A 20,750-nucleotide genomic window follows, 5' to 3' on the forward strand; every position below is an offset into this window, starting at 1 on the left:
TAGCCCCCAAGGACGCGCTGCCCGCCCGGATCCCGCCCGGATCCCGCCCGGATCCCCGCGCGGTGAGCAGCCAGTGCGCCCAGCCGAACACGGGGGCGCTCCTCGCTTTGGGTTCCCGGTGCGCAAGCCTCCTCCACCAACCCCGAGAGCGCTCTCACCGGTGTCCCCTCCGGCGCTATCCTGATCCGCACCCGCCGACGAGGAGTCCCGAAGTGACCGACACAGCGCCGCGCCCCACACTGGAGGCCGTGGCGGCCCGGGCCGGGGTGTCGCGGGCCACCGTGTCCCGGGTGGTGAACGGCGGGGACGGGGTCAGGGAACCGCTCGTCGAGCGGGTGCGCAGGGCCGTCGACGAGCTCGGTTACGTCCCCAACCAGGCCGCCCGCAGTCTCGTCACCCGGCGCCATGACGCCGTCGCCGTGGTCGTGGCCGAACCCGAGACCAGGGTCTTCGCGGACCCCTTCTTCGCGCTGCAACTCCGGGGAATCAGCAAGGAGTTGACCGGTCACGACAATCAACTCGTCCTGCTGCTCACCGAGGGCCGCGACGACCACGCCCGCGTCGGGCGCTACCTCGCCGGAGGCCACGTAGACGGCGCGCTCGTCTTCTCGCTGCACCTCGACGACCCGCTGCCGGAACTGATCCAACGGGCCGGTGTCCCCACGGTGTTCGGCGGCAGGCCCGGGTGGAGCGACGGGACGACGGATGCCGTGTACGTCGACAGCGACAACCGGGGCGGTGCCCGCGAGGCCGTGCGGCATCTCGTCGGACTCGGACGCACCCGTGTCGCCCACATCACCGGCGCCCTCGACCAGACCTCCGCCGCGGACCGGCTCGACGGCTACCAGGACGTCATGGGCGACGCCGACCCGAAGCTTGTCGTACGGGGCGACTTCACCCCGGCCGGCGGGGAGCGGGCGATGCGCGAACTCCTCGACCGGTGCCCGGACCTGGACGCGGTGTTCGCCGCCAACGACCTCACGGCGTCAGGCGCCCTGCGCGTGCTGCGCGAGCGAGGGCGCCGGGTGCCCGAGGACGTGGCGGTGATCGGCTTCGACGACATGCTGCCGGTCGCCGAACAGACCGATCCGCCGCTGACGACGGTCCGTCAGGACATCGAGGAGATGGGCCGGTTGATGGCCCGCCTGCTGCTGCGAGACCTCGACCGGGGAAGCGGGGGAGCCACCCCGGCCGGTGTCGTCCTGCCGACCACGCTGATCCGCCGCGCCTCGGCCTGATCTCCCGTCCCCACCGCGGTCACGTCTGCTGCGGCGCGCTTTTGATGATCGCGAAGCGGACGCCGTACGGGTCGGCCAGCTTGGCGACCCGGCCGACGCCCGGCACGTCCGTGGCGGGCAGCCGGACGCTGCCGCCCAGTTCCTGTGCCTTTGCCACCGTCTCGTCCGTGTCCGTGACCTCGAAGTACGGCATCCAGTACGCCCCGGCCTGCGCCTCCAGTGGATCGTCGGCGAACGGGACGATGCCGCCGAACATGGCGTCCTCGCCCTGCCCGTCCGGCAGCACCGTCGTGTACGTGCCGCCGGGGAAGTCGACCCCGTAGGTCTCCAGGCCGAGAGTCGCACGGTAGAAGTAGGCGGCCATCGGCAGGTCGGCCGTGTACAGCTCGACCCAGCACAGCGAGCCCGGCTCCTGGGTGACCTCGAGACCCTTGTTCTCCTTGGGCTGCCAGACGCCGAAGGGCACGCCCGCCTTGTCGGCGAGGATCGCCATGCTGCCCTGGCCCATCACGTCCATGGGCTGCATCAGCACCGAGCCGTGCGCCTGCTCGGCCGCCTTCGCGGTGGCGTCCGCGTCCGGGGTCTGGAAGTACACGGTCCAGGAGGGCGGGCCCTGCTCCGGTGTGGTCTGCATGCCGCCCGCGGCGGTTCTGCCGCCGAGCCGGAAGAAGCCGTAGCCGCCGGCTTCGGGCGGGCCCGGCTGGAACTCCCAGCCGAACAGGCCGCCGTAGAAGGTGGTGGCGCCGTCGATGTCGGGGGTGCCGAGATCCAGCCAGTTCGGAGCGCCGGTGACATAACGGGTCGTGAGCATCTCTGCCCTCCTCTGAGGGGTCCCGTTGCCTGCACTGCCGAGTCTTGCACCCTCCACTGACAATCGCCGCCGGTACGACGCCGCGGATCGTCGGATGAACCGTTTCCGCGCGCCGCCGTGCACCCCCGTACCGGGCGGAGGACCATCGAGGCGAGGAAAGCCATGAACGGGGTCGTTGATCGCGCGTTGATCGAACGTTTTTCGCTGCCCGGCACGATCTCCGCCATGCACATCGACACCATCACCCCGACCGACCCCGCCTGGCAGGCGCAGGCGTTGTGCGCGCAGACCGGGGCGGACTTCTTCTTTCCCGAGCCGGGCAGCTCGGTACGGGAGGCGAAGCGCATCTGCGGCATGTGCGAGATGCGCTCGGCCTGTCTCGAGTACGCCCTGGCCAACGACGAACGTTTCGGCGTCTGGGGCGGCCTCTCCGAGAAGGAGCGGCTGGCGCTCAGGCGGCTGGAAAACCGATGAGCCGAGGGGCCCGAAGTGCGGTTAGGATCCCGGAGCGCACCCGGGCGTAGCGCAGAGGCAGGCGCACCGCCTTGCCAAGGCGAGATACATCGGTTCGAATCCGATCCCCGGGCTGCGTCCGCGGGCCCTGTGGAGCAGAGGCAGACTCGCCGCCTTGTCAGGGCGGATACGCCGGTTCGAATCCGGCCGGGGCCCATGGCAAGGGGCGGTAGCGCAGAGGCAGGCGCACCTTCATCGCATGAAGGGAACGCCGGTTCGAATCCGGCCTGGCTCGCGGCAGGGCACCGACGGGGCGGGGACGCATGAGTGACGTGATCGGCGAGGACGAGCTGGCCGCCTTCCACCGTACGGTCGGCAGGCTGCGCGAGCTGCCCGTCGACGACCCGGTGCGGCTGCGCGCCGAGCAGGTCGCCGCGTCCTTCGCCCGCGACGGCCGGCTGCGGCGGCGCAAGGCGCGGGGCGCCGAAACGGCCGCCGCCGACGCCGGGGCGATGGCGGCCACCGCGACCGGCGCCCACGACCGGCGCGAGGACGCGCCGCTGGCCGAGCCCGGCGACACGGGCGTCTTCCGCAAGCCGCGCAATTGCTATGTCTGCAAGTCGCCCTATCGACAGGTCGATGCCTTCTATCACCGCCTGTGCCCCCGCTGTGCCGCCGACAACACGGCCCGCCGGGCCCTGACCACCGACCTCGAGGGGCGCCGCGCGCTGCTCACCGGCGGCCGGGTGAAGATCGGCTTCCAGCTGGCCCTGATGATGCTCCGGGACGGCGCGGAACTGCTGGTGACCAGCCGCTTCCCGCACGACACCGTGCGCCGCTTCCAGGCCGAGCCGGGCAGCGATCAGTGGCTCGACCGGCTGACCGTCATCGCGGTCGACCTGCGCGACCCGCGCCAGGTACTGGGCCTGTGCGAGGACCTGTGCCGGGCGGGCGCCCCCCTGGACATCCTCGTCAACAACGCCGCGCAGACGGTACGCCGCCCACCCGAGTCGTACGCCCTCCTCGCCGCCGGCGAGCACGACGCGCTGCCCGACGGGGTACGGCGGGCGCCGGGCTTCACCTCGATGCGGACGCTGGAGGGCGGCGCCGCGGCGCTGCCCGTCGCGCTGCGCGAGGCCGACGAGGCAGGGCTCCTGCCCGACCCGTCCCCGGAGAACTCCTGGTCCGCCCGGCTCGGCGCGCTCGACCCGGCCGAGGTCCTGGAGACCCAGCTCGTCAACGCGCTCGCCCCGGCGCTCCTGTGCGACCGCCTGCTGCCCCTGCTGCTCGCCTCCCCGCACCCCCGCAGGTACGTCGTCAACGTGACCGCCGTCGAGGGCCGATTCGCCGTCCGCAACAAGATGGCCGGCCACCCGCACACCAACATGGCCAAGGCCGCCCTCAACATGCTCACCCGCACGAGCGCCGCCGAACTCGCCGGGCAGGGCGTGCACATGTGCGCCGTCGACACCGGCTGGATCACCGACGAGAATCCGGCGCCGAAAAAGCAGCGGATGGCCCGCGCCGGGTTCCGTACCCCGCTGGACGTCGTGGACGGGGCGGCGCGGGTGTACGACCCGATCGTGCGCGGCGAGGCGGGCGACCCCGTGTCCGGGGTTTTCCTGAAGGACTACCGGGAGGCGGAGTGGTGAGCGGGGAGGGCTGAGAGCGGCGCCGCTCTCAGCCCCGCGTCACCGGCGCATCGCCATGAACACCTCGGTCCAGAACCGCTGTTGCTGCGCCGACGCGCCCACCAGGTAGGTCGCGCGCAGCTTCGCCGGCAGCAGGGCGACGAGGCGGATCACGGCGGCGTGGTGCTTTCTGAGCTGGGACAGCTCGGCGTTGGCGAGGATCTGGTGGACGACGTCGCTGTCGTCGCCGCCCTCCGAGGAGTGGCCGGCGGCGCGGCGCAGCCGGGCCTCCCAGGCGTCGACGTCCCGCGCGAGCTCGCGCAGACCGGTGACCGGGCGGCCCCGGAACCGGTCGATCAGCGCGGTGAGCGGGACGGGCGCGTACTCGCCGTCGCCGAGATAGACCGTGCCCATCTCCAGCGGCAGCCCGCGCCGGTGCAGCTTGATCAGCCGCTCCAGCGTGCGTTTGGTGATCCAGGCCCGCCCGTCGTCGTCGATGTCGTGCTTCCACCACTCCAGGACCGTCTCGGCGTCCGAGCCGTACCGGGCCAGCAGCCACTCGTTGGCGGGTATGTCCTCGGGCTCGACCTGGAGCGAGGCCGTGAACCGGGTGGCCTGCGCGATGTTGTTCCGCGTCACGAGCATCTTGCGGCCCAGGTGGTACGGCGGATTCTGCACCGCGATCTGCGCCCTCAGGTTCTCGATCGGCCGCCCCGCCAGCGACCACTCCTGGGTGATCTCCATGAGCTTGGCGAACGCGGCCTTGTCCTTGGGCCGGTTGTACTCGTCCCACACGATCGCCTTGGGCCCGGGCCCGGTGAACTTCTCGGCAAGGAGGTTGTCGAGGGTGCCGTCGGCCGAGGGGATCGGCGCGCACAGGTCCTCGACGTTCGTCACCGGCAGCGAGAAATACAGCGGTTCCCGGCCCAGCCCCGCCCGCACCGTCTCCCGCACCAGTTCCGTCTTGCCGCAGCCCGGTGGGCCCTGGAGCAGCACCGCCCAGCGCCTCCGCAGCGCCGCCCGCACGACCTGCCGTACCGGGTCGGGGATCGTCGCGGGGTTGGGTACGCCGAGCGACTCGGCGACCCGGTCCAGGATTTCGGCGGTGCGGTTCTGTCCGGGTCTGCCGTCCCGTCCCGGCTCGGCGAGCCGCAGCCGCTCCCCGTCGACCAGCGGCAGGCCCCAGCGCAGCGGAAAGCCCTCCTGCGCGTTCGCCAGGACGTGGTCGAGGGTGCGCGGGGACAGCAGTTCGCGCAGGGCGGGGGAGAGGGACGCCCACAGGGAGAACACCGGACGCAGATCCCACGGGCGGTACTTCGCCGCCAGGTGCCGCCGCCACGAGGTGTCGTTCGCCGTGATCCGCAGCGTCACCATGCGGTCCAGAAGCGCGAGATCGCTACGGCGGGCCGAGGTCTCGGCCAGCGACTCGTTGTCCGTCAGGAAGACGCCGACACAGCCCAGCGCGCGCAGATCGTGCTCCCCCAGCGTCCAGTTGCAGGCGATCTGCATCAGCTGCGACTGGATCGTCTCGCCCGCCTGCAGGGAGTCGTCGATGAGCAGCACGAACGGCTGTCCCGGCTTCAACTGGCTCATCACCAGCTGACGCAGCACCAGTTCACCGGTGTGCGGGTCCCGCACCGGTGCGTTGACGAGCAGGTCGTCCGGCGTGAGGTTCGCCGCCGGGACGTACACCAGCGTCGCGTCCGGGTACGCCCGGCCGATGTGCGAGAAGAACGTCGCCGTCTTGCCGATGCCGTGCTCGCCGAAGATCTGCCCCGTCTGCCCCATGTCGATCATCGCGTCGATGAAGGACTCCAGGCGCGAGGTGGTCAACTGCTCTGTTCTCGTCGTCATTACCGCGATCCTGTGGTGACGCGATGGCAGTCCATCGCGGGGGTGTGCGTCTCCGGCCAGTCGTTTCCGCCCTCCGTGATCAGCCAGATCCATTTGTCCGGCTCGGCGGGCGTGACGGGCGGGGCGTATCCGTCGGTGAGCATCACGACGGCGTCCGGGGTCACGTCGAACCGCCGCCCGCCGACCTCCGTACGGCCCTCCACGTAGTCGGCGACCGCCTGGAAGCTGGTGCCGCCTCCGCCGTAGACCCGCTCGCCGGGCCGGAACGGCATCACCTCGGCGTCGAAGGAGAGCCAGTGCGCCTCGACCCCGTCGATCCGCCCCACGAGCCGGGTGAGCCACTCGATGACGTGGTCCGGCATGGAGCCCGAGGTGTCGTAGGCGACGACGAGCACCTTCTCCCGCACCGGGCCGCGCCGCGAGAGCATCGGGTCCTGGCCGAGCGCGGCGAGCAGCGCGCCCCGCTTCTTCGGGTACACCAGCCGCTCACCGTCGCGCAGTCTGGAACCGAGCACGTCGACCAGCCAGCGCTGCCACCAGTCGACCGTACGCGTGCGCGTGGTCTCACCGCGCAGCGCACCCGCGCCCAGGCTCCCCCAGATCCGCGAAGCCCGCGTGTTGCCGTCCTCGGTGCGGCCCATCAGGTCGAGCAGCTCGCCCTCCGCGCCCGCGTGCCCCCGACGAGCCGCGAGCAGGGAGTTGAGCAGTGCCGAGGAGGCGACCGCGTCGACGGTCTCCTGGTCGGCCGGCACTCCTCCCTCCCGCAGGTGCACGCACAGCCGCACCTCGGGGACGGGCGGGTTGTGCATGCGCTTCAGCTCGCCGTACACCCGCATGTCCGTCTCGGTGAACGTCTCGTACGGCACCGGCTCGAGGCCGTGTCCCGTCAGGTCCAGGACGTAGGCGTGATGGATCGCGCGTGGGTCGACACCGGTCGGGCGGCCGTCCAGCAGGGGGAGCTCCCGCCGGCCCAGCCGGACCAGCGCCACATGGTTGACGGACACCTCGCAGGCCAGCTCGAACACCGGGTCCGCGCGCAGCTCCGGGTCGTTGAACAGATGCCGCTGCACGAGGTGCCGTGCCTCGTGGAACAGGACGAACTTGACGCCGTCCAGGCCGAGACCGACGAAGAAGTCCGGGTTGTACAGCAGCAGGCAGGAGCCGTCGCCGGAGGCCACCACGGCCGCCGTGTCGACCGCGGTCGTCGGGATCTGGTGATGGCACTTGGCGTACAGCCAGGACGCCACCGCCGACTCGGTCAGCCCGAAGTCCAGCAGCGCGGCCTCCTTCAGCCGCCGTGCCTCCTTGACGACCCCCGGGTCCGCCGGTCGGTACCGCTCCAGCGCCCTGCGGTCGGCCAGATCGACCACCGGGACACGCCGCCCCCGCTCTCCGTACGCCATGCCGAGCCCCCCCGTACCGAAATCCCCCGTGCCTCATTGGTAGCAGCGCCCACTGACAACGGGCCAACGCATTACGCTCGGGGACCAAGGGCGGGGCCGTAGCGCAGAGGCAGGCGCACCGGTCTCCAGAACCGGAACACGCTGGTTCGAATCCAGCCGCCCCGCCCCCCTCCCGGCAGGGTCAGGCGATCGCGCCCGCCGTCATGATCAGCTCTGGCGCCGTCCCGTGGAACGTGTCGAGGAGCTGCGCCAGCACCGCCCAGGCCTCCTCGCGGTCGCCCAGGTGCTCGCGCACGAGGGGGCGCAGGGCGTCCTCGGCGTCGCCCACGCGCGCGGGGAACATCACCCGGCCAAGGGACAGCACCTTCAGCACCTGTGCGGCGGGTCCGTGCGCGGTCGCGTACGCACCGGGACCGGCCAGGACGCCGGCCTGCCGGACGCGGTGGGTGAACTTGGGGTGACTGCCGAACTGCGCGCGCAGCGCGGGCGGGCAGTCCGGGCGTACGGACAGGGCCCAGCGGGCGTGACCGGGCAACGGCCGCTCGCGGTCGGCCGCGGCGACCGTCTGCCAGTCGCGGCGTCCCAGCACCATGGACGCCGCGCTTCTGGCCGGCCCCATGGCGGTGGCGGCCCGGAGCGCCCCGATGAGCCCCCGCGCCACGACGGATTGCGGCACCGGCGGTTCGTCCGCGTGCTTGCGCAGGACATCGTCCACGGGCACGGGGCCCGTACGGCCCGGACCGAACGGCACGCCCCGCAGCACCGCCCGCCGCATCGTCGGGTCGGCCGAACCGTGCCCGTACACCGCCGCGTTGAGCTTCGGGTCGTCCTCCTCCAGAATCCACACCAGCACGGAGGAGGGGACCGGGGTCAGCTTCAGGGCGGCGTAGGCGGCCCGGCGTTCGTTCGCGCCCATGGGCGACGCGCCGATCCGCCGCCGTACCCGCGCGGCGGCGTCGGCGTCGATCAGGCCCAGCAGGAAGCCGACGGCCCGCTGGTCCTTGCTGCTGTCATGCATGGCCGCATGATGCCCCGGGCGGCGGGCGGCCCGCACCGGATATTCGGTCGCGCTGCCGGGCGGTGACCGGCGGGGCCGGGCCGCCGGGCCCGGTCGGACGGCCGCGGGCAGCAGCGTCGCCGGGCGCAGGGACGGTCGACCGGCGGGGTCGGCCGCGGTGACCGACCAAGCAGGCATGCCAGGGCCGGCCGGACCGGCGTCAGACGCCTGCCGCGCGAGCCGCCATCCGCGCCTTGCGCGCCGCCAGCTTCTCGTCGAACTTCGACGCCTCCGCGTCCAGGCCGCCCATGTACAGACCGAGCTCCTCCTGGGCCTTGAGGCCCTCGGGGCCGAGACCGTCGATCTCCAGGACCTTCAGGTAGCGCAGGACGGGCTGGATGACGTCGTCGTGGTGGATGCGCATGTTGTAGATCTCGCCGATCGCCATCTGCGCGGCGGCCCGCTCGAAGCCGGGCATGCCGTGTCCGGGCATCCGGAAGTTCACGATGACGTCGCGCACCGCCATCATCGTCAGGTCGGGCGCCAGCTCGAAGGCCGCCTTCAGCAGGTTCCGGTAGAAGACCATGTGCAGGTTCTCGTCGGTGGCGATGCGCGCCAGCATGCGGTCGCAGACCGGGTCCCCGGACTGGTGGCCGGTGTTGCGGTGCGAGACGCGGGTCGCGAGCTCCTGGAAGGATACGTAGGCCACCGAGTGCAGCATCGAGTGGCGGTTGTCCGACTCGAAGCCCTCGCTCATGTGGGCCATCCGGAACTGCTCCAGCTGGTCCGGGTCCACCGCGCGCGAGGCGAGCAGGTAGTCGCGCATCACGATGCCGTGCCGGCCCTCCTCGGCGGTCCAGCGGTGCACCCAGGTGCCCCAGGCGCCGTCACGGCCGAAGAGCGAGGCGATCTCGTGGTGGTAGCTGGGGAGGTTGTCCTCCGTGAGGAGGTTCACGACGAGGGCGATCCGGCCGATCTCGGTGACCTTGGACTGGCCTTTCTCCCAGGCCTCGCCGTCCTCGAAGAGACCGGGGAAGTTGCGGGCGTCGCTCCACGGGACGTACTCGTGCGGCATCCAGTCCTTGGTGACCTTCAGATGCCGGTTGAGTTCCTGCTCGACCACTTCCTCCAGCGCGTACAGCAGTCGCGCGTCGGTCCAGGCGGAGGACGGGCTGCCGAGGTGAGGGGAAGTGATCGTCACAGGTACTCCAGGGGGACGCGGCGAACAATTGAGGGGATCGGCGAGCGGCGCCGGGGAACCTACGGAATCGTAGGCTACGAAACCGTAGGTTACGACACCGTAGGTTAAGCGTGCCGTAAAGATCCCTGATCAGCGGTGTTTCCCGGGCATGACAAGCGGCCCCGGAACCGCAGGTCCGGGGCCGCGGGAGACACGCACGCCCGATCAGGCATACAGGTCCCGCAGTCGAACTGAGAGACACGTCACACAGCCTTCGAGCTTCTCGAACTCGCTGATGTCGACCACCGCCGGCTCGAAGCCGAGGTCGGTGAGCAGCTCCGCCGTCTTCGGCGCGCTCGCCGCCATGAGCAGCTTGGGGCCGCCGAGCAGGACGACATGGGCGCCGGCCTCCTCGGGCACGGACAGGAAGCGCGGGAAGAGAGCGGGCCGGTCCACCTTGGGGATGTGCCCGATGACGGTTCCGTCGGGCAGCGCGGTGACCGCCGACTTCAGGTGCAGCACCTTGTTCACCGGTACGGCGACGACCTGGGCCCCGAGTGGTTCGAAGGCGGCCCGCAGCTGCTGGACGCCGGCCGCGTTGGTACGCCCGCCCCGGCCGACGTAGATCGTGTCGCCGACCTTCAGCACGTCGCCGCCGTCCAGGGTGCCGGGCTCCCAGATCCAGTTCACGGAGCAGCCCAGGCGCGCCACGGCCTCCTCGACGCCGATGGTCTCCTCGCGCCGGGACTCCGCGCCGGAGCGGGCGATCAGCGCGACGTTCTTGTACATGACCACGGTGTCCTCGACGAACACCGAGTCCGGGCAGTCGTCCTCCGGGTCCACCTCGACGGTCTCCCAGCCGTGCGCGCGCAGGGCCTCGACGTACGTCTCCCACTGTTCGAGCGCGAGGTCGACGTCGACCTTCTCCCGCTCGACGTGCGTCACCAGACCTTCGGCGAGGCGCGGGCTGGGGCGGCGGACGAGGGCCTTCTTGCTGGGCACGAGGGAACTCCGTATCGGCGGGACAGGGGCGGCATCCGTGACGGGCGCCGGTCAGCCATCATGCAGCGCCGGTCCGTGTCGACAAAACCCCCGGAGCCAGGCTGTGGCCCTCCTGAGACGCGCCACGGCTCACGAGCGCCGTCGCGCTTCACGCGCGCGTGCCGCCTCGTGGGCCGCACGCAGCAGTCGTACGACGGTCCCGGTCGTCCGCTCGCCGGGATTCACGACGCAGCTCCAGCCGAGGGGGCCGTAGACCGGGTGCGGCAGCAGCACGTCGGCCGCCGCGAGGTCGTACCGCCCCCCGAGGAGTTCCGGAAGCGCCGCCCGGCCGACATGGATGTTGATCCGCCAGCGACCCGGGGGGTCGAGGTCGGACGCGCTGTCGTCGGGGTAGTCCTTGGTGACGATCGTGCCGTAGGGCTGTGTGGCCCGGGGCATCAGGCCGTCGGGGGCGTAGTAGAAGAACGCGTCGCCCCACGCGATCTCGGGAAAGCCCCCACCCGGCTCCGGGACGACCACGAGTGCTCCCTCGAAGCCGCGCACGGTCGCGATGATCTGCTCCATACTCATGGTTCAAGCGTGACCTTCAAGTGCTTATGTGGGGTTGGCCGGACGATGCGCACAGCCGACGTCGCGAGGGCGTCCGGGTACTCGGCGCAGCAGGTACGCGACCTGGAGCGGCTGGGGGTGATCCCGCCGGCCGTACGGTCGGACAACGGCTACCGCTGCTACACGCCGCTCCACGTGCACGCTCTGCGCGCCTACCGCGGACTCGCCGGTGCCGTCGGCCCCGTCGAGGCCCGGCGCCTGCTCGCCGGGCTGCGGACGGCGACGATCGCGGACGCGGCCGCGGAGATCGACGGGGTCCACGCCCGGCTCGCGCGGGAACGCGAGGAGGCGCTGCGCGCCCAGCGGGCGCTCCAGGGCATCCAAGCCGAGGAGGACGGCCGGGGCGGCGACTCCATGACCATCACGCAGCTCGCGGAGGCGCTGGGCGTGCGGTCGTCCACCCTCAGGTTCTGGGAGCAGGAAGGGCTCGTGCTCCCCCAGCGGGTGACCACCCTGCGCGCGCGTCGCTACGGGCCGGCGGCCATCGGGGCCGCACGGGTCGTCGCCGCCCTGCGCGCGGGCGGTTACGGCATTCCGGCCGTGCGCGAGGTCATGGGTTCCCTGGACGGCCGCGACGGACTGGAGGACGCCCGGCGCATCCTGCGGGGACGGCTCGACCAGCTCGCCGCCCGGAGCGTGGCGCTGCTCCGGGCGGGCACGGATCTGGCGGCCGTCGTCACCGCCGTGGACGCTACGCGGGGAACTCCAGGTCCTCCGGAGTGACCTCCCGCAGCTCACCGTCCAGCATCAGCCAGCGCGTGATGCCGAGCGACTCCAGGAACGGCAGGTCGTGACTGGCCACGACCAGGGCGCCCTCGTACGACTCCAGGGCTGACGTCAGTTGCCGCACGCTCGCCATGTCGAGGTTGTTCGTCGGCTCGTCGAGCATGAGCAGCTGGGGTGCGGGCTCCGCCAGCATCAGCGCGGCCAGGGCCGCCCGGAAGCGTTCACCACCGGACAGCGTCGACGCCTGCTGGTCGGCCCGGGCGCCCCGGAACAGGAAGCGGGCGAGACGGGCCCGCACCCGGTTGTTGGTGGCACCCGGTGCGAACCGGGCCACGTTCTCGGCGACCGACAGCTCGCCGTCGAGGACGTCCAGTCGCTGGGGCAGGAAGCGGAGCGGGACATGGGCCGTCGCCTCGCCCGACACCGGCTCCAGTTCCCCGGCGATCGTGCGCAGCAGCGTCGTCTTGCCCGCTCCGTTGCGCCCGATCAGCGCGACCCGCTCGGGGCCCCGCAGGTCGAGCCCGCCCTTCACCCGTGCGCCGTAGGCGAGTTCCAGGTCCATGAGGGTCAGCACCGTACGGCCCGGCGGCACGGCCGTGTACGGCAGGTCGACGCGGATCTCGTCGTCGTCCCGTACGGCCTCCACCGCCTCGTCGAGCCGGTCCTTGGCCTCGGCGAGTTTCTCCTCGTGCATGATGCGGTGCTTGCCCGCGGACTCCTGTGCCGACCGCTTGCGCGCCCCCATGACGATCTTCGGTTCGCGCTTCTGCTCGAACATCTTCTGGCCGTACCGCTTGCGCCGGGCCAACTTGACCTGGGCGTCGACCAGTTCGCGTTTCTGCTTGCGGAAGTCGGACTCGGCGACCCGCACCATCCGCTCCGCCGCGTCCTGTTCGACGGCCAGGGCCTCCTCGTAGGCGGAGAAGTTGCCGCCGTACCAGCTGACCTCCCCGGAGCGCAGATCGGCGATCTGGTCGACCAGGTCGAGGAGTTCGCGGTCGTGGCTGACCACGACCATGACCCCCGGCCAGGAGGCGACGGCCGTGTACAGACGCCTGCGGGCGTACAGATCGAGGTTGTTGGTGGGCTCGTCGAGAAGCAGGACGTCCGGGCGGCGCAGCAGCAGCGCGGCCAGCCGCAGCAGCACCGACTCGCCGCCCGAGACCTCGCCGATCCCGCGGTCCAACCCGATGTGGCCGAGCCCGAGTTCGCCGAGGGTGGCCAGGGCCCGCTCCTCCACGTCCCAGTCGTCGCCGACCGTCTCGAAGTGCTCCTCGGCCACGTCGCCCGCCTCGATGGCGTGCAGGGCGGCGCGCCGGGCGGCGATACCGAGCGCCTCGTCGACCCTCAGGGCGGTGTCGAGCGTGACGTTCTGCGGCAGGTAACCGACCTCGCCCGCGACGCGCACGGCGCCGTCGGCCGGGGTGAGTTCACTGGCGATGAGCTTCAACAGGGTTGATTTTCCTGACCCGTTGACGCCGACGAGACCGGTCCGGCCGGGGCCGAAGGCGATGTCGAGGCCCTCGAACACAGGGGTGCCGTCGGGCCAGGAGAAGGCGAGCGAGGTGCAGGTGATGGAAGCAGACATACGAGTCTCCGCGGTTGCTCGAAGCGAGAAGGGGCAAACGCGTATCGAGACACCCGCGGCGACGGGGGGACGAGGGGAAACCGGAGGGCACGGACAGGGCCCGGCTCGTCGGAACGGCTCGAGTGCCGAGGTCGCACGCAGCGCACACACCTCAGGTGTGTGACACGGTGTCTCAGGACCTCAGACGAGCAACGTCCTTCTCCGATCGACGACAACAGAACCGTTGTACAACGTACGAGGCGGCCGCAGGGCTGTCAACGAGTTAATGCTCCCTAGGAGGCCCCGTGCCCGTCGGCCCGCTCTCCCTGCCGGCCCACCTCTACCTGCTGGCCTGGGACACCTCGAAGTCCGAGATCACCGGCGCCACTCAGAACCCCCAGCTGGTTCGGGCCGGTGCGCTCACCGAGTTGGCCCAGCGCGGGCTGCTCGTCGACGACGACGGCATCGCCACGCCGGTCGACATGGACGCGTCCACCGGCGACGCCGTCCTGGACGGGCTTCTCGAACTGGTCCGCGAATCCCGGCCGCACCGGTGGCGGTCCTGGGTGACGCTGCACACCCGGATCACCCTGGACGCCGTACGGGAACAACTCGCCGCCGGGGGATGGCTGCGGGCGCGGAAGAGGCGGGCCCTCGGGCTCTTTCCCACGGTCGAGTACGACCTGGCGCGCCCGGCCGCGGTGGAGGCGCTCCAGGAGGAGGCACGGCAGATCCTGCGGGGGCCGGTACCGGCCGTGGACATCTCCGACCGGGACGCGGCCGTCGTCGCGCTCGCGGCCGCCGCCGGGCTGCGGACCCTGCTGCCCCGCAAGGAGTCGCACGACACCCGGGTCGAGGAGTTGATCGAACGCAGCGGGCAGGCGGCCCCGGCGCTGCGGAAGGTCGTCCACGAGCTGCGTGGGGCGGTGGCGGCGGCCTCGGCCGGAGCCTGATCATCGGCAGGGCCGAAGCGGGGGAGGGTCTCACCCTGGAGCCCTGGAGCCCTGGAGCCCTGGAGCCCTGGAGCCCTGGAGCCCTGGAGCCCCGGAGCGGGCCGCCCGCCTCGCCTCGGGTGCCGACGGGATCTTCGTCCCCGGGGCCGTCGACCCGGGGACCGTCACACTCGTCGTCGACCGCGTGGACGGACAGCTGAACGACTTGGCAGGACCCGGCACCCGCCCGTCGCCGAGCCGGCCGCACCCGCCCTGGTCCGCCGCGCCGCGCGGGAGCTGCTGGACGCGGGGACGTGGGACGCGCCTGCCGACGGCTCGACCACGGTGAGCTCGGCGCCCTCTTCGGTGGCCCGGATCAGCAGGCGTCCCGCATCAGCTCCGCCAGGTCGTGGTCGAGGTCGAGCTGGAGGTGCTCGAGGCCGGTCGGCACCAGGTCGTTCGTCGCCTCCAGGAACCGGCGCAGCTCACCCGTGCGCACATGCACGACGGCGGTGCCCTCGGGGGCGTGGAACTCGAGAACGGTGCGGTCGTAGCCGTAGGGCCGCACCCGGACGTCGCCGTGGCCGTCGGGTTCGTGCAGGCCGGTGCTGAGCAGATCGCGGCTGAAGGTCCAGCAGACCTCGACCCCCTCAAGGGTGGCCGGGGCGGGGAAGGTCATACGGACCGCGAAGGGATCGCAGCGGTCGTAGTGAAGTGTGGCGGGAATGCTCGGCATCCGCGGTGCCGCGGCGACGAGACGTGCCTCGACGGGCTGCTCGATGACGGTGGACAACGCCTTGCTCCCTTGTGACGGCTGGTGGGGCTTCGGAGTGAGGACGGGCACTGGAGGAGACGACGGAATGAGCCAATCCGTGTACACGAAAGTCGAGTGACCTCTGTCACCGTCTTCATGCACTGGTGTGATTCAGTCCTCTTCCCGTGCCCCGAGAGGCACTTGTGGCAACCTCCGCACCGCCGGGCGGACGGCCGAGGGCATCTGGACGGCGCCGGGAGTGTGGGCTAGCTTCGCCCGCCATGAGGCGCTTGGGGAACATGCGAGGCAAGAGACGTACGGGTCTGACGGGCCGGACCATCGCCGTGGGGGTGGCCTGTGCGGCGGCGCTGGCCGCCCTGGCCGCCGTACCGGCCCAGGCGCACGGCCCCGACGGCCGAACTCCGCACTGGGAACTCAAGGACAGCGGCACCCCTGAGGTGCGGTTCCGCGGGCTGTCGGCCGTCAGCCGGGACACCGCCTGGCTGGCCGGTACCCAGGGCACCGTGCTGCGCACCACGGACGGCGGGGCGAGCTGGCGCAACGTCTCGCCGCCAGGCGCCGCCGAACTGCAGTTCCGCGACATCGAGTCCTTCGGCGCGCGCCGGGCCGTGGTCCTGGCCATCGGAGAGGGCGAGGCGTCCCGCGTCTACCGCACCGACGACGGCGGCGCGACCTGGACCGAGTCCTTCCGCAACACCGACGCCAAGGCCTTCTACGACTGCCTGTCCTTCTTCGACCACCGTCACGGCATCGCCATGAGTGACCCGGTGGACGGGAAGTTCCGCATCCTGTCGACCTCCGACGGCGGCCGCTCCTGGAAGGTGCTGCCGAACACCGGGATGCCTGCCGCGCTCGACGGTGAGGCAGGCTTCGCGGCGAGCGGGCAGTGCCTGGTCAGTTCCGGGCCCCGGGACGTCTGGCTGGCCACCGGCGGGGCGGCACGCGCGCGTGTACTGCACTCCGCCGACCGGGGGCTGACCTGGACGGCCTCCGACACGCCGATCCCGGCGGGCGACCCGGCCAAGGGCGTCTTCGCGCTCGCCTTCCGCGACCGCGCGCACGGACTCGCGGTCGGCGGCGACTACCGCGCCGACCAGAGCTCGCCGCGGGCCGCCGCCCGGACCGGCGACGGGGGTGCCGCCTGGCGGCCCGCCGCGGTCCCGGTGAACGGCTACCGCTCCGGAGTGGCCTGGCTCCCGCACAGCCGCACCGCCGCCCTCGCCGTCGGCCCCACCGGCACCGACCTCACCCGGGACGGCGGCCGGACCTGGCGGACCGTCGACACCGGCTCGTACGACACCGTGGACTGCACGGTCGACGGCGGTTGCTGGGCGGCCGGGGAGAAGGGGCGGGTGGCACGACTGGAGGGCTGAGTGGCGGAATGTGGGTACCCGGTCGCCGACGGCGAAAGGAGTGATCCCACATGCCAGCCGGTTCGAGCTCCAAGCGCGAGCGTCAGTACGAGCACATCAAGGAGAGCGCCCAGGACCGGGGCGAGAGCACCGGACGGGCCAAGGAGATCGCGGCGCGGACGGTCAACAAGGAACGCGCCCGGTCCGGCGAGTCCAAGACCGCCAGCCGCACCTCGACCCAGGACATGTCCTCGGGCAAGCGGGGCGGCCAGCGGTCCGGCAAGGGCTCCCAGGGTCCGACCTACGACCAGCTCTACGAGGAAGCCAAACGCAAGGGCGTCAAGGGCCGTTCGGACATGAACAAGAGCCAGCTCCAGCGCGCCCTGGGCGGCAAGAGCTGACCCTCAGCCCAGGGTCTCGCGGTACTCCTCCAGCGCGGGGGCCGTCTTCGTCGCGGCGAACTCGGTGACGCGGTACGCGCACACCCCGGCCGTGACGAACGGGTCACCCGCGACGGTCTCCTGGATCCGCGCGCGGTCCTCCGCGACGGCGATGATCACCCCGCCGTCGCGGGGGTTCTTGCGCCCGGACGCCAGGAACACGCCTCGCTCGTACTGCTCGTCCAGCCAGGCGACATGCGCCGGCAGCACGGCGTCCACGGCATCGAGCGGGGCGGTGTAGGTCAGCTCAAGTACGAACATGATCGGGAGGGTACGCCGCCCCGCCGTACCCTCGTCCCCACCATGACGACCGTAGACATTCCCGCGGGCTGGCCCGCGACCGAGGAGCAGGCCCGCGCCGTTCAGGACGAGTTGAGGGCGAGGACGGTCCTCGACGAGCCCGGCCCGCCGCCTGGCACCGGCCATGTCACCGGGGTCGACGTGGCCTACGACGACGAACGGGACGTCGTCGCGGCGGCGGCCGTCGTGCTGGACGCGGCGACCCTGGACGTCGTCGCCGAGGCCACGGCCGTCGGGCGGATCTCCTTCCCGTACGTCCCCGGTCTGCTCGCCTTCCGCGAGATCCCCACGGTCCTCGCCGCCCTCGGCGCCCTGCCGGCCCCGCCCGGCCTGGTCGTCTGCGACGGCTACGGCCTCGCCCATCCCCGCCGCTTCGGCCTCGCAAGCCACCTGGGCGTGCTCACCGGTCTGCCGACGATCGGCGTCGCCAAGAACCCGTTCGCCTTCACCTACGACGATCCCGGTGCCCGGCGCGGCGCGTGGGCGCCGCTGCTGGCGGACGCGCAGGAGGTGGGCCGGGCCCTGCGGACCCGCGAGGCCGTGAAGCCGGTCTTCGTCTCGGTCGGCCACCGGGTGAGCCTCGACAACGCCTGCGCCCACACGCTCGCCCTCACGCCGTCGTACCGGCTCCCGGAGACGACCCGCAGGGCGGACGCGCTGTGCCGGAGGGCGCTGCGGGAGGCGACCGCCTGACCGCGCCTCAGGAGGCGACCCCGCCAGGGGACTGAGTACGTCGTCTGAGTATCTGTACGGATGTGCGGGCCCCGGTGCGATCGGCAGGCTGTCCCGCATGACGACGCATCGCATGACCCACCGTTCTCCCAAGCCCCTCGCCGACCCGAACCGGCCCGTCGAGCGCGCGGTGACCGCCGCACTCGTCCTCGGTGTGCTCGCGGGACTCGGCTGGATCGCGGGGATGATCTACACGGTGGCGGGCTGGTCCTTCTGACGCGGGCTCACCGGCTCGACGCAACCCGGAAGGTGATGCCGGCCCGTCGCAGCCGCTCGATCAGCGCGTCCCCCATCGCCACCGCCGTCGTGACCTGACCGGCGGTCTCCGGCAGGTCGTCGAAGGCCAGGGACAGCGCCGACTCGGCGAACATCTTCGCCGTCTCGTCGTATCCGGGATCGCCGCCCGCGACCTCGGTGAACACCCGGCGCCCACCGCCCTCGCCGACGAAACGCACGGTGAACCAGCTCCTGGCCCGCTTCTCGGGGCTCGGCCCGTCACCGGGCTTGACCCGGCCGGACAGCCAGCGCCGTGCGGGCGGCACCTGCGCCGCCGCGAACAGCGCACCCACGGCCGCGACCCCGCCCACCGCCATGGGCAGCCGCCGTACCGCCGCGTAATGGCGGTAGCGGAAGTCGGGGCCGTAGCGCTCGAGGGCCTTCGCGGAGCGCCGGACGATCTGCGCGTCGATGGTCGGCAGTGGCAGGGCCCAGGCGCCGATCTCCTGGGCGTACCGCGGGGTTCCGGTCGGCGCGCTCGCCCGTCGGCCCACCAGGCGCGGCTCGTGCCGTCCGCGGTCCCGGGCGGCTGCGATCATCTGCCGGCCGCGCGCGAACTGGTTCAACGCCGAGGCGAAGGTTCCGCCGGAGAAGGTGGCGTCGGCGGTCACGAACCCGTCGACGGTCAGCGGCACGCCCTCCGGCAGCTGCCGGACCGTGAAGTACGCCCCCAGGTCGTGCGGGATCGAGTCGAACCCGCACGCGTGCACCAGCCGTGCGCCCGTCTCACGCGCGCGTGCGTCGTGCCGGACGTACATCAGGTCCACGAACTCCGGCTCGCCGGAGAGGTCGAGATAGTCCGTACCCGCGTCCGCGCAGGCGGCGACGAGCTCCTCGCCGTACGTCAGATAGGGGCCGACCGTCGTGGCGACCACGCGCGCCCGCCCGGCGAGGGCGCGCAGCGACTCCGGGTCCGAGACGTCGGCCGTGAGCACCTCGACGTCCTTGCCTCCCGGCAGCTTCTCGCGCAGCGCCCGGAGCCTGCCCTCGCTGCGGCCGGCGATCGCCCAGCGCAGATCGTCCGGGCCATGTGCGGCGAGGTACTCCGCGGTGAGCACTCCCGCGAAGCTGGTCGCTCCGAAAAGAACGATGTCGTAGGGGCGGTCCGCCCTTTTCAGCCTGCTCATGACACTCCTGGGTCCCGCCGCGGCGCCGTTGTCGGTGGCCGAGGCTAGCGTGAAGGGTATGGAGCCCGACGACGAGGCCGGAGGTGGAACGGTGGCCGCGGGTCGATAATTGGCTAAGCGCTTGCTCGCTCAGGTCTTGTGTCCACTGGAACGCATTCATAGCATCACTGGTGTTACATCAGTTGTGTCACGCCAATGGGGGCTGGATGACAACGGCAACGACGCCCGGGCACGGCCCGCTCTCCGGCGTACGCGTGGTCGAGCTGGCCGGAATCGGGCCCGGCCCGTTCGCCGCCATGCTCCTGGCCGACCTGGGGGCCGACGTCGTCCACGTGTCCCGACCGGGCGGGATCTCCCTGTCGATCGACCCCGCCTACGACATCACCAACCGCAACAAACGCTCGGTGATCGTCGACCTCAAGGCCCCGGACGGCCCCGCGCGCGTGCTCGACCTCGCCGCCCGCGCCGACATCCTGATCGAGGGCAACCGCCCCGGAGTCGCCGAGCGCCTCGGCGTCGGCCCCGAGGACTGCCACGCGCGCAACCCCGCCCTCGTCTACGGCCGGATGACCGGCTGGGGCCAGGAGGGGCCGCTCGCCCAGCGCGCCGGGCACGACATCGCGTACATCGCGCTCACCGGCACCCTCGGCATGATCGGCGAACCGGGCCGGCCCCCCGCCGTCCCCGCCAACCTCCTCGGCGACTACGCGGGCGGCTCCCTGTACCTCGTCGTCGGCGTTCTCGCCGCCCTGCACCACGCGCGCGCGACCGGCACCGGCCAGGTCGTCGACGCCGCCATCGTCGACGGCACCTCCCACCTGACCGCGATGATCCACGCCATGACCGCCGCCGGCGGCTGGCAGGACCGGCGCGGCGCCAACCTCCTGGACGGCGGCTGCCCGTACTACGGCACCTACGAGACCTCCGACGGCAGGTACATGGCGGTGGGAGCGCTGGAGCCGCGGTTCTACGACCTGTTCCTGGACCTGCTCGGCCTGCCGGACCTCAAGGACGCCCGCAAGGACTGGACCCGCTGGGGCGAGCTGCGCGAGGCGGTCACCGCCCGCTTCAGGTCCCGTACGAGAGACGAGTGGACGGCCGTCTTCGAGGGCACCGACGCGTGCGTGGCGCCCGTCCTGTCGCTGCGCGAGGCCCCGCAGCACCCGCACCTCGCCGCCCGTGGCACCTTCACCGACCACGGCGGCATCACCCAGCCCGCGCCCGCGCCCCGCTTCTCGCGGACCCCCACGGCCGTCCGCTCGGGGCCCGCCAGGGCCGGCGCCGACACCGCGGACGTGGCACGCGACTGGGACGTACCGGATCTTGCGAAAGGCCCCGAATGAAA

At 72.0% G+C, this 20,750-nt stretch carries 21 protein-coding genes and 4 tRNA genes; 14 read left to right on the forward strand and 11 right to left on the reverse strand.

Annotation, left to right across the window (positions count from 1 at the left end; translation table 11 throughout):
• Positions 1–212: 212 nt before the first annotated feature.
• Positions 213–1,238: a LacI family DNA-binding transcriptional regulator gene (locus BFN33_RS15405; protein WP_069760593.1), complete on the forward strand. Its 1,026-nt coding sequence runs from the start codon at positions 213–215 to the stop codon at positions 1,236–1,238.
• 19 nt (positions 1,239–1,257) lie between these two features.
• Here BFN33_RS15405 and BFN33_RS15410 read toward each other — a convergent pair whose 3' ends face one another.
• Positions 1,258–2,049, reverse strand: a complete 792-nt coding sequence (locus tag BFN33_RS15410) for a VOC family protein (protein ID WP_069760594.1) — start codon at positions 2,047–2,049, stop codon at positions 1,258–1,260.
• Positions 2,050–2,274: 225 nt separating this feature from the next.
• Between BFN33_RS15410 and BFN33_RS15415 the strand changes: the two genes are divergently transcribed.
• From BFN33_RS15415 to BFN33_RS15435, 5 genes are all read left to right on the forward strand, one after another.
• Positions 2,275–2,523 (forward strand): WhiB family transcriptional regulator, encoded by a 249-nt coding sequence (locus BFN33_RS15415; RefSeq protein ID WP_176742400.1) that lies wholly within the window; start codon positions 2,275–2,277, stop codon positions 2,521–2,523.
• A gap of 39 nt (positions 2,524–2,562) precedes the next feature.
• Positions 2,563–2,636, forward strand: a tRNA-Gly gene (locus tag BFN33_RS15420).
• Between the two features lie 10 nt (positions 2,637–2,646).
• A tRNA-Asp gene (locus tag BFN33_RS15425) sits at positions 2,647–2,718 on the forward strand.
• Between the two features lie 7 nt (positions 2,719–2,725).
• Positions 2,726–2,797, forward strand: a tRNA-Ala gene (locus tag BFN33_RS15430).
• A gap of 28 nt (positions 2,798–2,825) precedes the next feature.
• Positions 2,826–4,154: an SDR family NAD(P)-dependent oxidoreductase gene (locus tag BFN33_RS15435; protein ID WP_069760595.1), complete on the forward strand. Its 1,329-nt coding sequence runs from the start codon at positions 2,826–2,828 to the stop codon at positions 4,152–4,154.
• 39 nt (positions 4,155–4,193) lie between these two features.
• On the opposite strand, the gene BFN33_RS15440 is transcribed toward BFN33_RS15435, so the two are convergent.
• Positions 4,194–5,987, reverse strand: a complete 1,794-nt coding sequence (locus BFN33_RS15440) for an AAA family ATPase (RefSeq protein ID WP_069760596.1) — start codon at positions 5,985–5,987, stop codon at positions 4,194–4,196.
• Positions 5,987–7,390, reverse strand: a complete 1,404-nt coding sequence (locus tag BFN33_RS15445) for a hypothetical protein (protein ID WP_069760597.1) — start codon at positions 7,388–7,390, stop codon at positions 5,987–5,989. The genes BFN33_RS15440 and BFN33_RS15445 overlap by 1 nt, the downstream gene beginning before the upstream one ends.
• 90 nt (positions 7,391–7,480) lie before the next feature.
• On the opposite strand from BFN33_RS15445, the gene BFN33_RS15450 reads away from it, so the two are divergent.
• A tRNA-Trp gene (locus BFN33_RS15450) sits at positions 7,481–7,556 on the forward strand.
• A 15-nt stretch (positions 7,557–7,571) separates the two neighbouring features.
• Here BFN33_RS15450 and BFN33_RS15455 read toward each other — a convergent pair.
• From BFN33_RS15455 to BFN33_RS15470, 4 genes are all read right to left on the reverse strand, one after another.
• A complete protein-coding gene (locus tag BFN33_RS15455) occupies positions 7,572–8,408 on the reverse strand; it encodes a hypothetical protein (protein WP_069760598.1) in 837 nt (278 codons plus the stop codon).
• 199 nt (positions 8,409–8,607) lie between these two features.
• Positions 8,608–9,588 carry an acyl-ACP desaturase gene (locus tag BFN33_RS15460; protein ID WP_069760599.1) on the reverse strand — a complete coding sequence of 327 codons (981 nt, stop codon included), beginning with the start codon at positions 9,586–9,588 and terminating at the stop codon, positions 8,608–8,610.
• A gap of 204 nt (positions 9,589–9,792) precedes the next feature.
• Positions 9,793–10,569, reverse strand: coding sequence for a dimethylargininase (gene ddaH, locus BFN33_RS15465; protein WP_069760600.1), 777 nt, complete (start codon positions 10,567–10,569; stop codon positions 9,793–9,795).
• Positions 10,570–10,698: 129 nt separating this feature from the next.
• The gene (locus tag BFN33_RS15470; RefSeq protein WP_069760601.1) at positions 10,699–11,133 is read right to left on the reverse strand and encodes a DUF6194 family protein; all 435 of its coding nucleotides are present in this window, start codon (positions 11,131–11,133) and stop codon (positions 10,699–10,701) included.
• Between the two features lie 51 nt (positions 11,134–11,184).
• Here BFN33_RS15470 and BFN33_RS15475 point away from each other — a divergent pair, with 51 nt between their 5' ends.
• Positions 11,185–11,901 (forward strand): MerR family transcriptional regulator, encoded by a 717-nt coding sequence (locus BFN33_RS15475; RefSeq protein WP_069760602.1) that lies wholly within the window; start codon positions 11,185–11,187, stop codon positions 11,899–11,901.
• On the opposite strand, the gene BFN33_RS15480 is transcribed toward BFN33_RS15475, so the two are convergent.
• On the reverse strand, positions 11,870–13,492 hold the full coding sequence (locus BFN33_RS15480; RefSeq protein ID WP_069760603.1) for an ABC-F family ATP-binding cassette domain-containing protein: 1,623 nt from the start codon (positions 13,490–13,492) through the stop codon (positions 11,870–11,872). The two genes, BFN33_RS15475 and BFN33_RS15480, sit on opposite strands and share 32 nt — an antisense overlap.
• Before the next feature lie 284 nt (positions 13,493–13,776).
• Between BFN33_RS15480 and BFN33_RS15485 the strand changes: the two genes are divergently transcribed.
• Positions 13,777–14,424 (forward strand): GPP34 family phosphoprotein, encoded by a 648-nt coding sequence (locus BFN33_RS15485; protein ID WP_069760604.1) that lies wholly within the window; start codon positions 13,777–13,779, stop codon positions 14,422–14,424.
• Positions 14,425–14,779: 355 nt separating this feature from the next.
• On the opposite strand, the gene BFN33_RS15490 is transcribed toward BFN33_RS15485, so the two are convergent.
• Entirely contained in the window at positions 14,780–15,196 is a 417-nt protein-coding gene (locus tag BFN33_RS15490; RefSeq protein WP_069760605.1) for an SsgA family sporulation/cell division regulator, read from the reverse strand.
• A 260-nt stretch (positions 15,197–15,456) separates the two neighbouring features.
• On the opposite strand from BFN33_RS15490, the gene BFN33_RS15495 reads away from it, so the two are divergent.
• Together BFN33_RS15495 and BFN33_RS15500 are read left to right on the forward strand one after the other, a co-directional pair.
• Positions 15,457–16,551, forward strand: a complete 1,095-nt coding sequence (locus BFN33_RS15495; protein WP_176742394.1) for an oxidoreductase — start codon at positions 15,457–15,459, stop codon at positions 16,549–16,551.
• Between the two features lie 50 nt (positions 16,552–16,601).
• Positions 16,602–16,931, forward strand: a complete 330-nt coding sequence (locus BFN33_RS15500) for a hypothetical protein (protein WP_057610165.1) — start codon at positions 16,602–16,604, stop codon at positions 16,929–16,931.
• Positions 16,932–16,934: 3 nt separating this feature from the next.
• Here the strand turns inward: BFN33_RS15500 and BFN33_RS15505 are convergent, their stop codons facing one another.
• Entirely contained in the window at positions 16,935–17,231 is a 297-nt protein-coding gene (locus tag BFN33_RS15505) for a YciI family protein (protein ID WP_069760606.1), read from the reverse strand.
• Between the two features lie 42 nt (positions 17,232–17,273).
• On the opposite strand from BFN33_RS15505, the gene BFN33_RS15510 reads away from it, so the two are divergent.
• Positions 17,274–17,963 carry an endonuclease V gene (locus BFN33_RS15510; protein ID WP_069760607.1) on the forward strand — a complete coding sequence of 230 codons (690 nt, stop codon included), beginning with the start codon at positions 17,274–17,276 and terminating at the stop codon, positions 17,961–17,963.
• A gap of 97 nt (positions 17,964–18,060) precedes the next feature.
• Positions 18,061–18,219 (forward strand): morphogenic membrane protein MmpA, encoded by a 159-nt coding sequence (gene mmpA, locus BFN33_RS53160; protein ID WP_086723806.1) that lies wholly within the window; start codon positions 18,061–18,063, stop codon positions 18,217–18,219.
• 7 nt (positions 18,220–18,226) lie between these two features.
• On the opposite strand, the gene BFN33_RS15515 is transcribed toward mmpA, so the two are convergent.
• A complete protein-coding gene (locus BFN33_RS15515) occupies positions 18,227–19,405 on the reverse strand; it encodes a trans-acting enoyl reductase family protein (protein WP_176742395.1) in 1,179 nt (392 codons plus the stop codon).
• A 206-nt stretch (positions 19,406–19,611) separates the two neighbouring features.
• On the opposite strand from BFN33_RS15515, the gene BFN33_RS15520 reads away from it, so the two are divergent.
• Entirely contained in the window at positions 19,612–20,748 is a 1,137-nt protein-coding gene (locus BFN33_RS15520; RefSeq protein WP_079140833.1) for a CaiB/BaiF CoA-transferase family protein, read from the forward strand.
• Positions 20,749–20,750: the final 2 nt, after the last annotated feature.

The sequence above is a fragment of the Streptomyces sp. LUP47B genome (genome assembly GCF_001746295.1).
Taxonomy (GTDB): Bacteria; Actinomycetota; Actinomycetes; order Streptomycetales; family Streptomycetaceae; genus Streptomyces.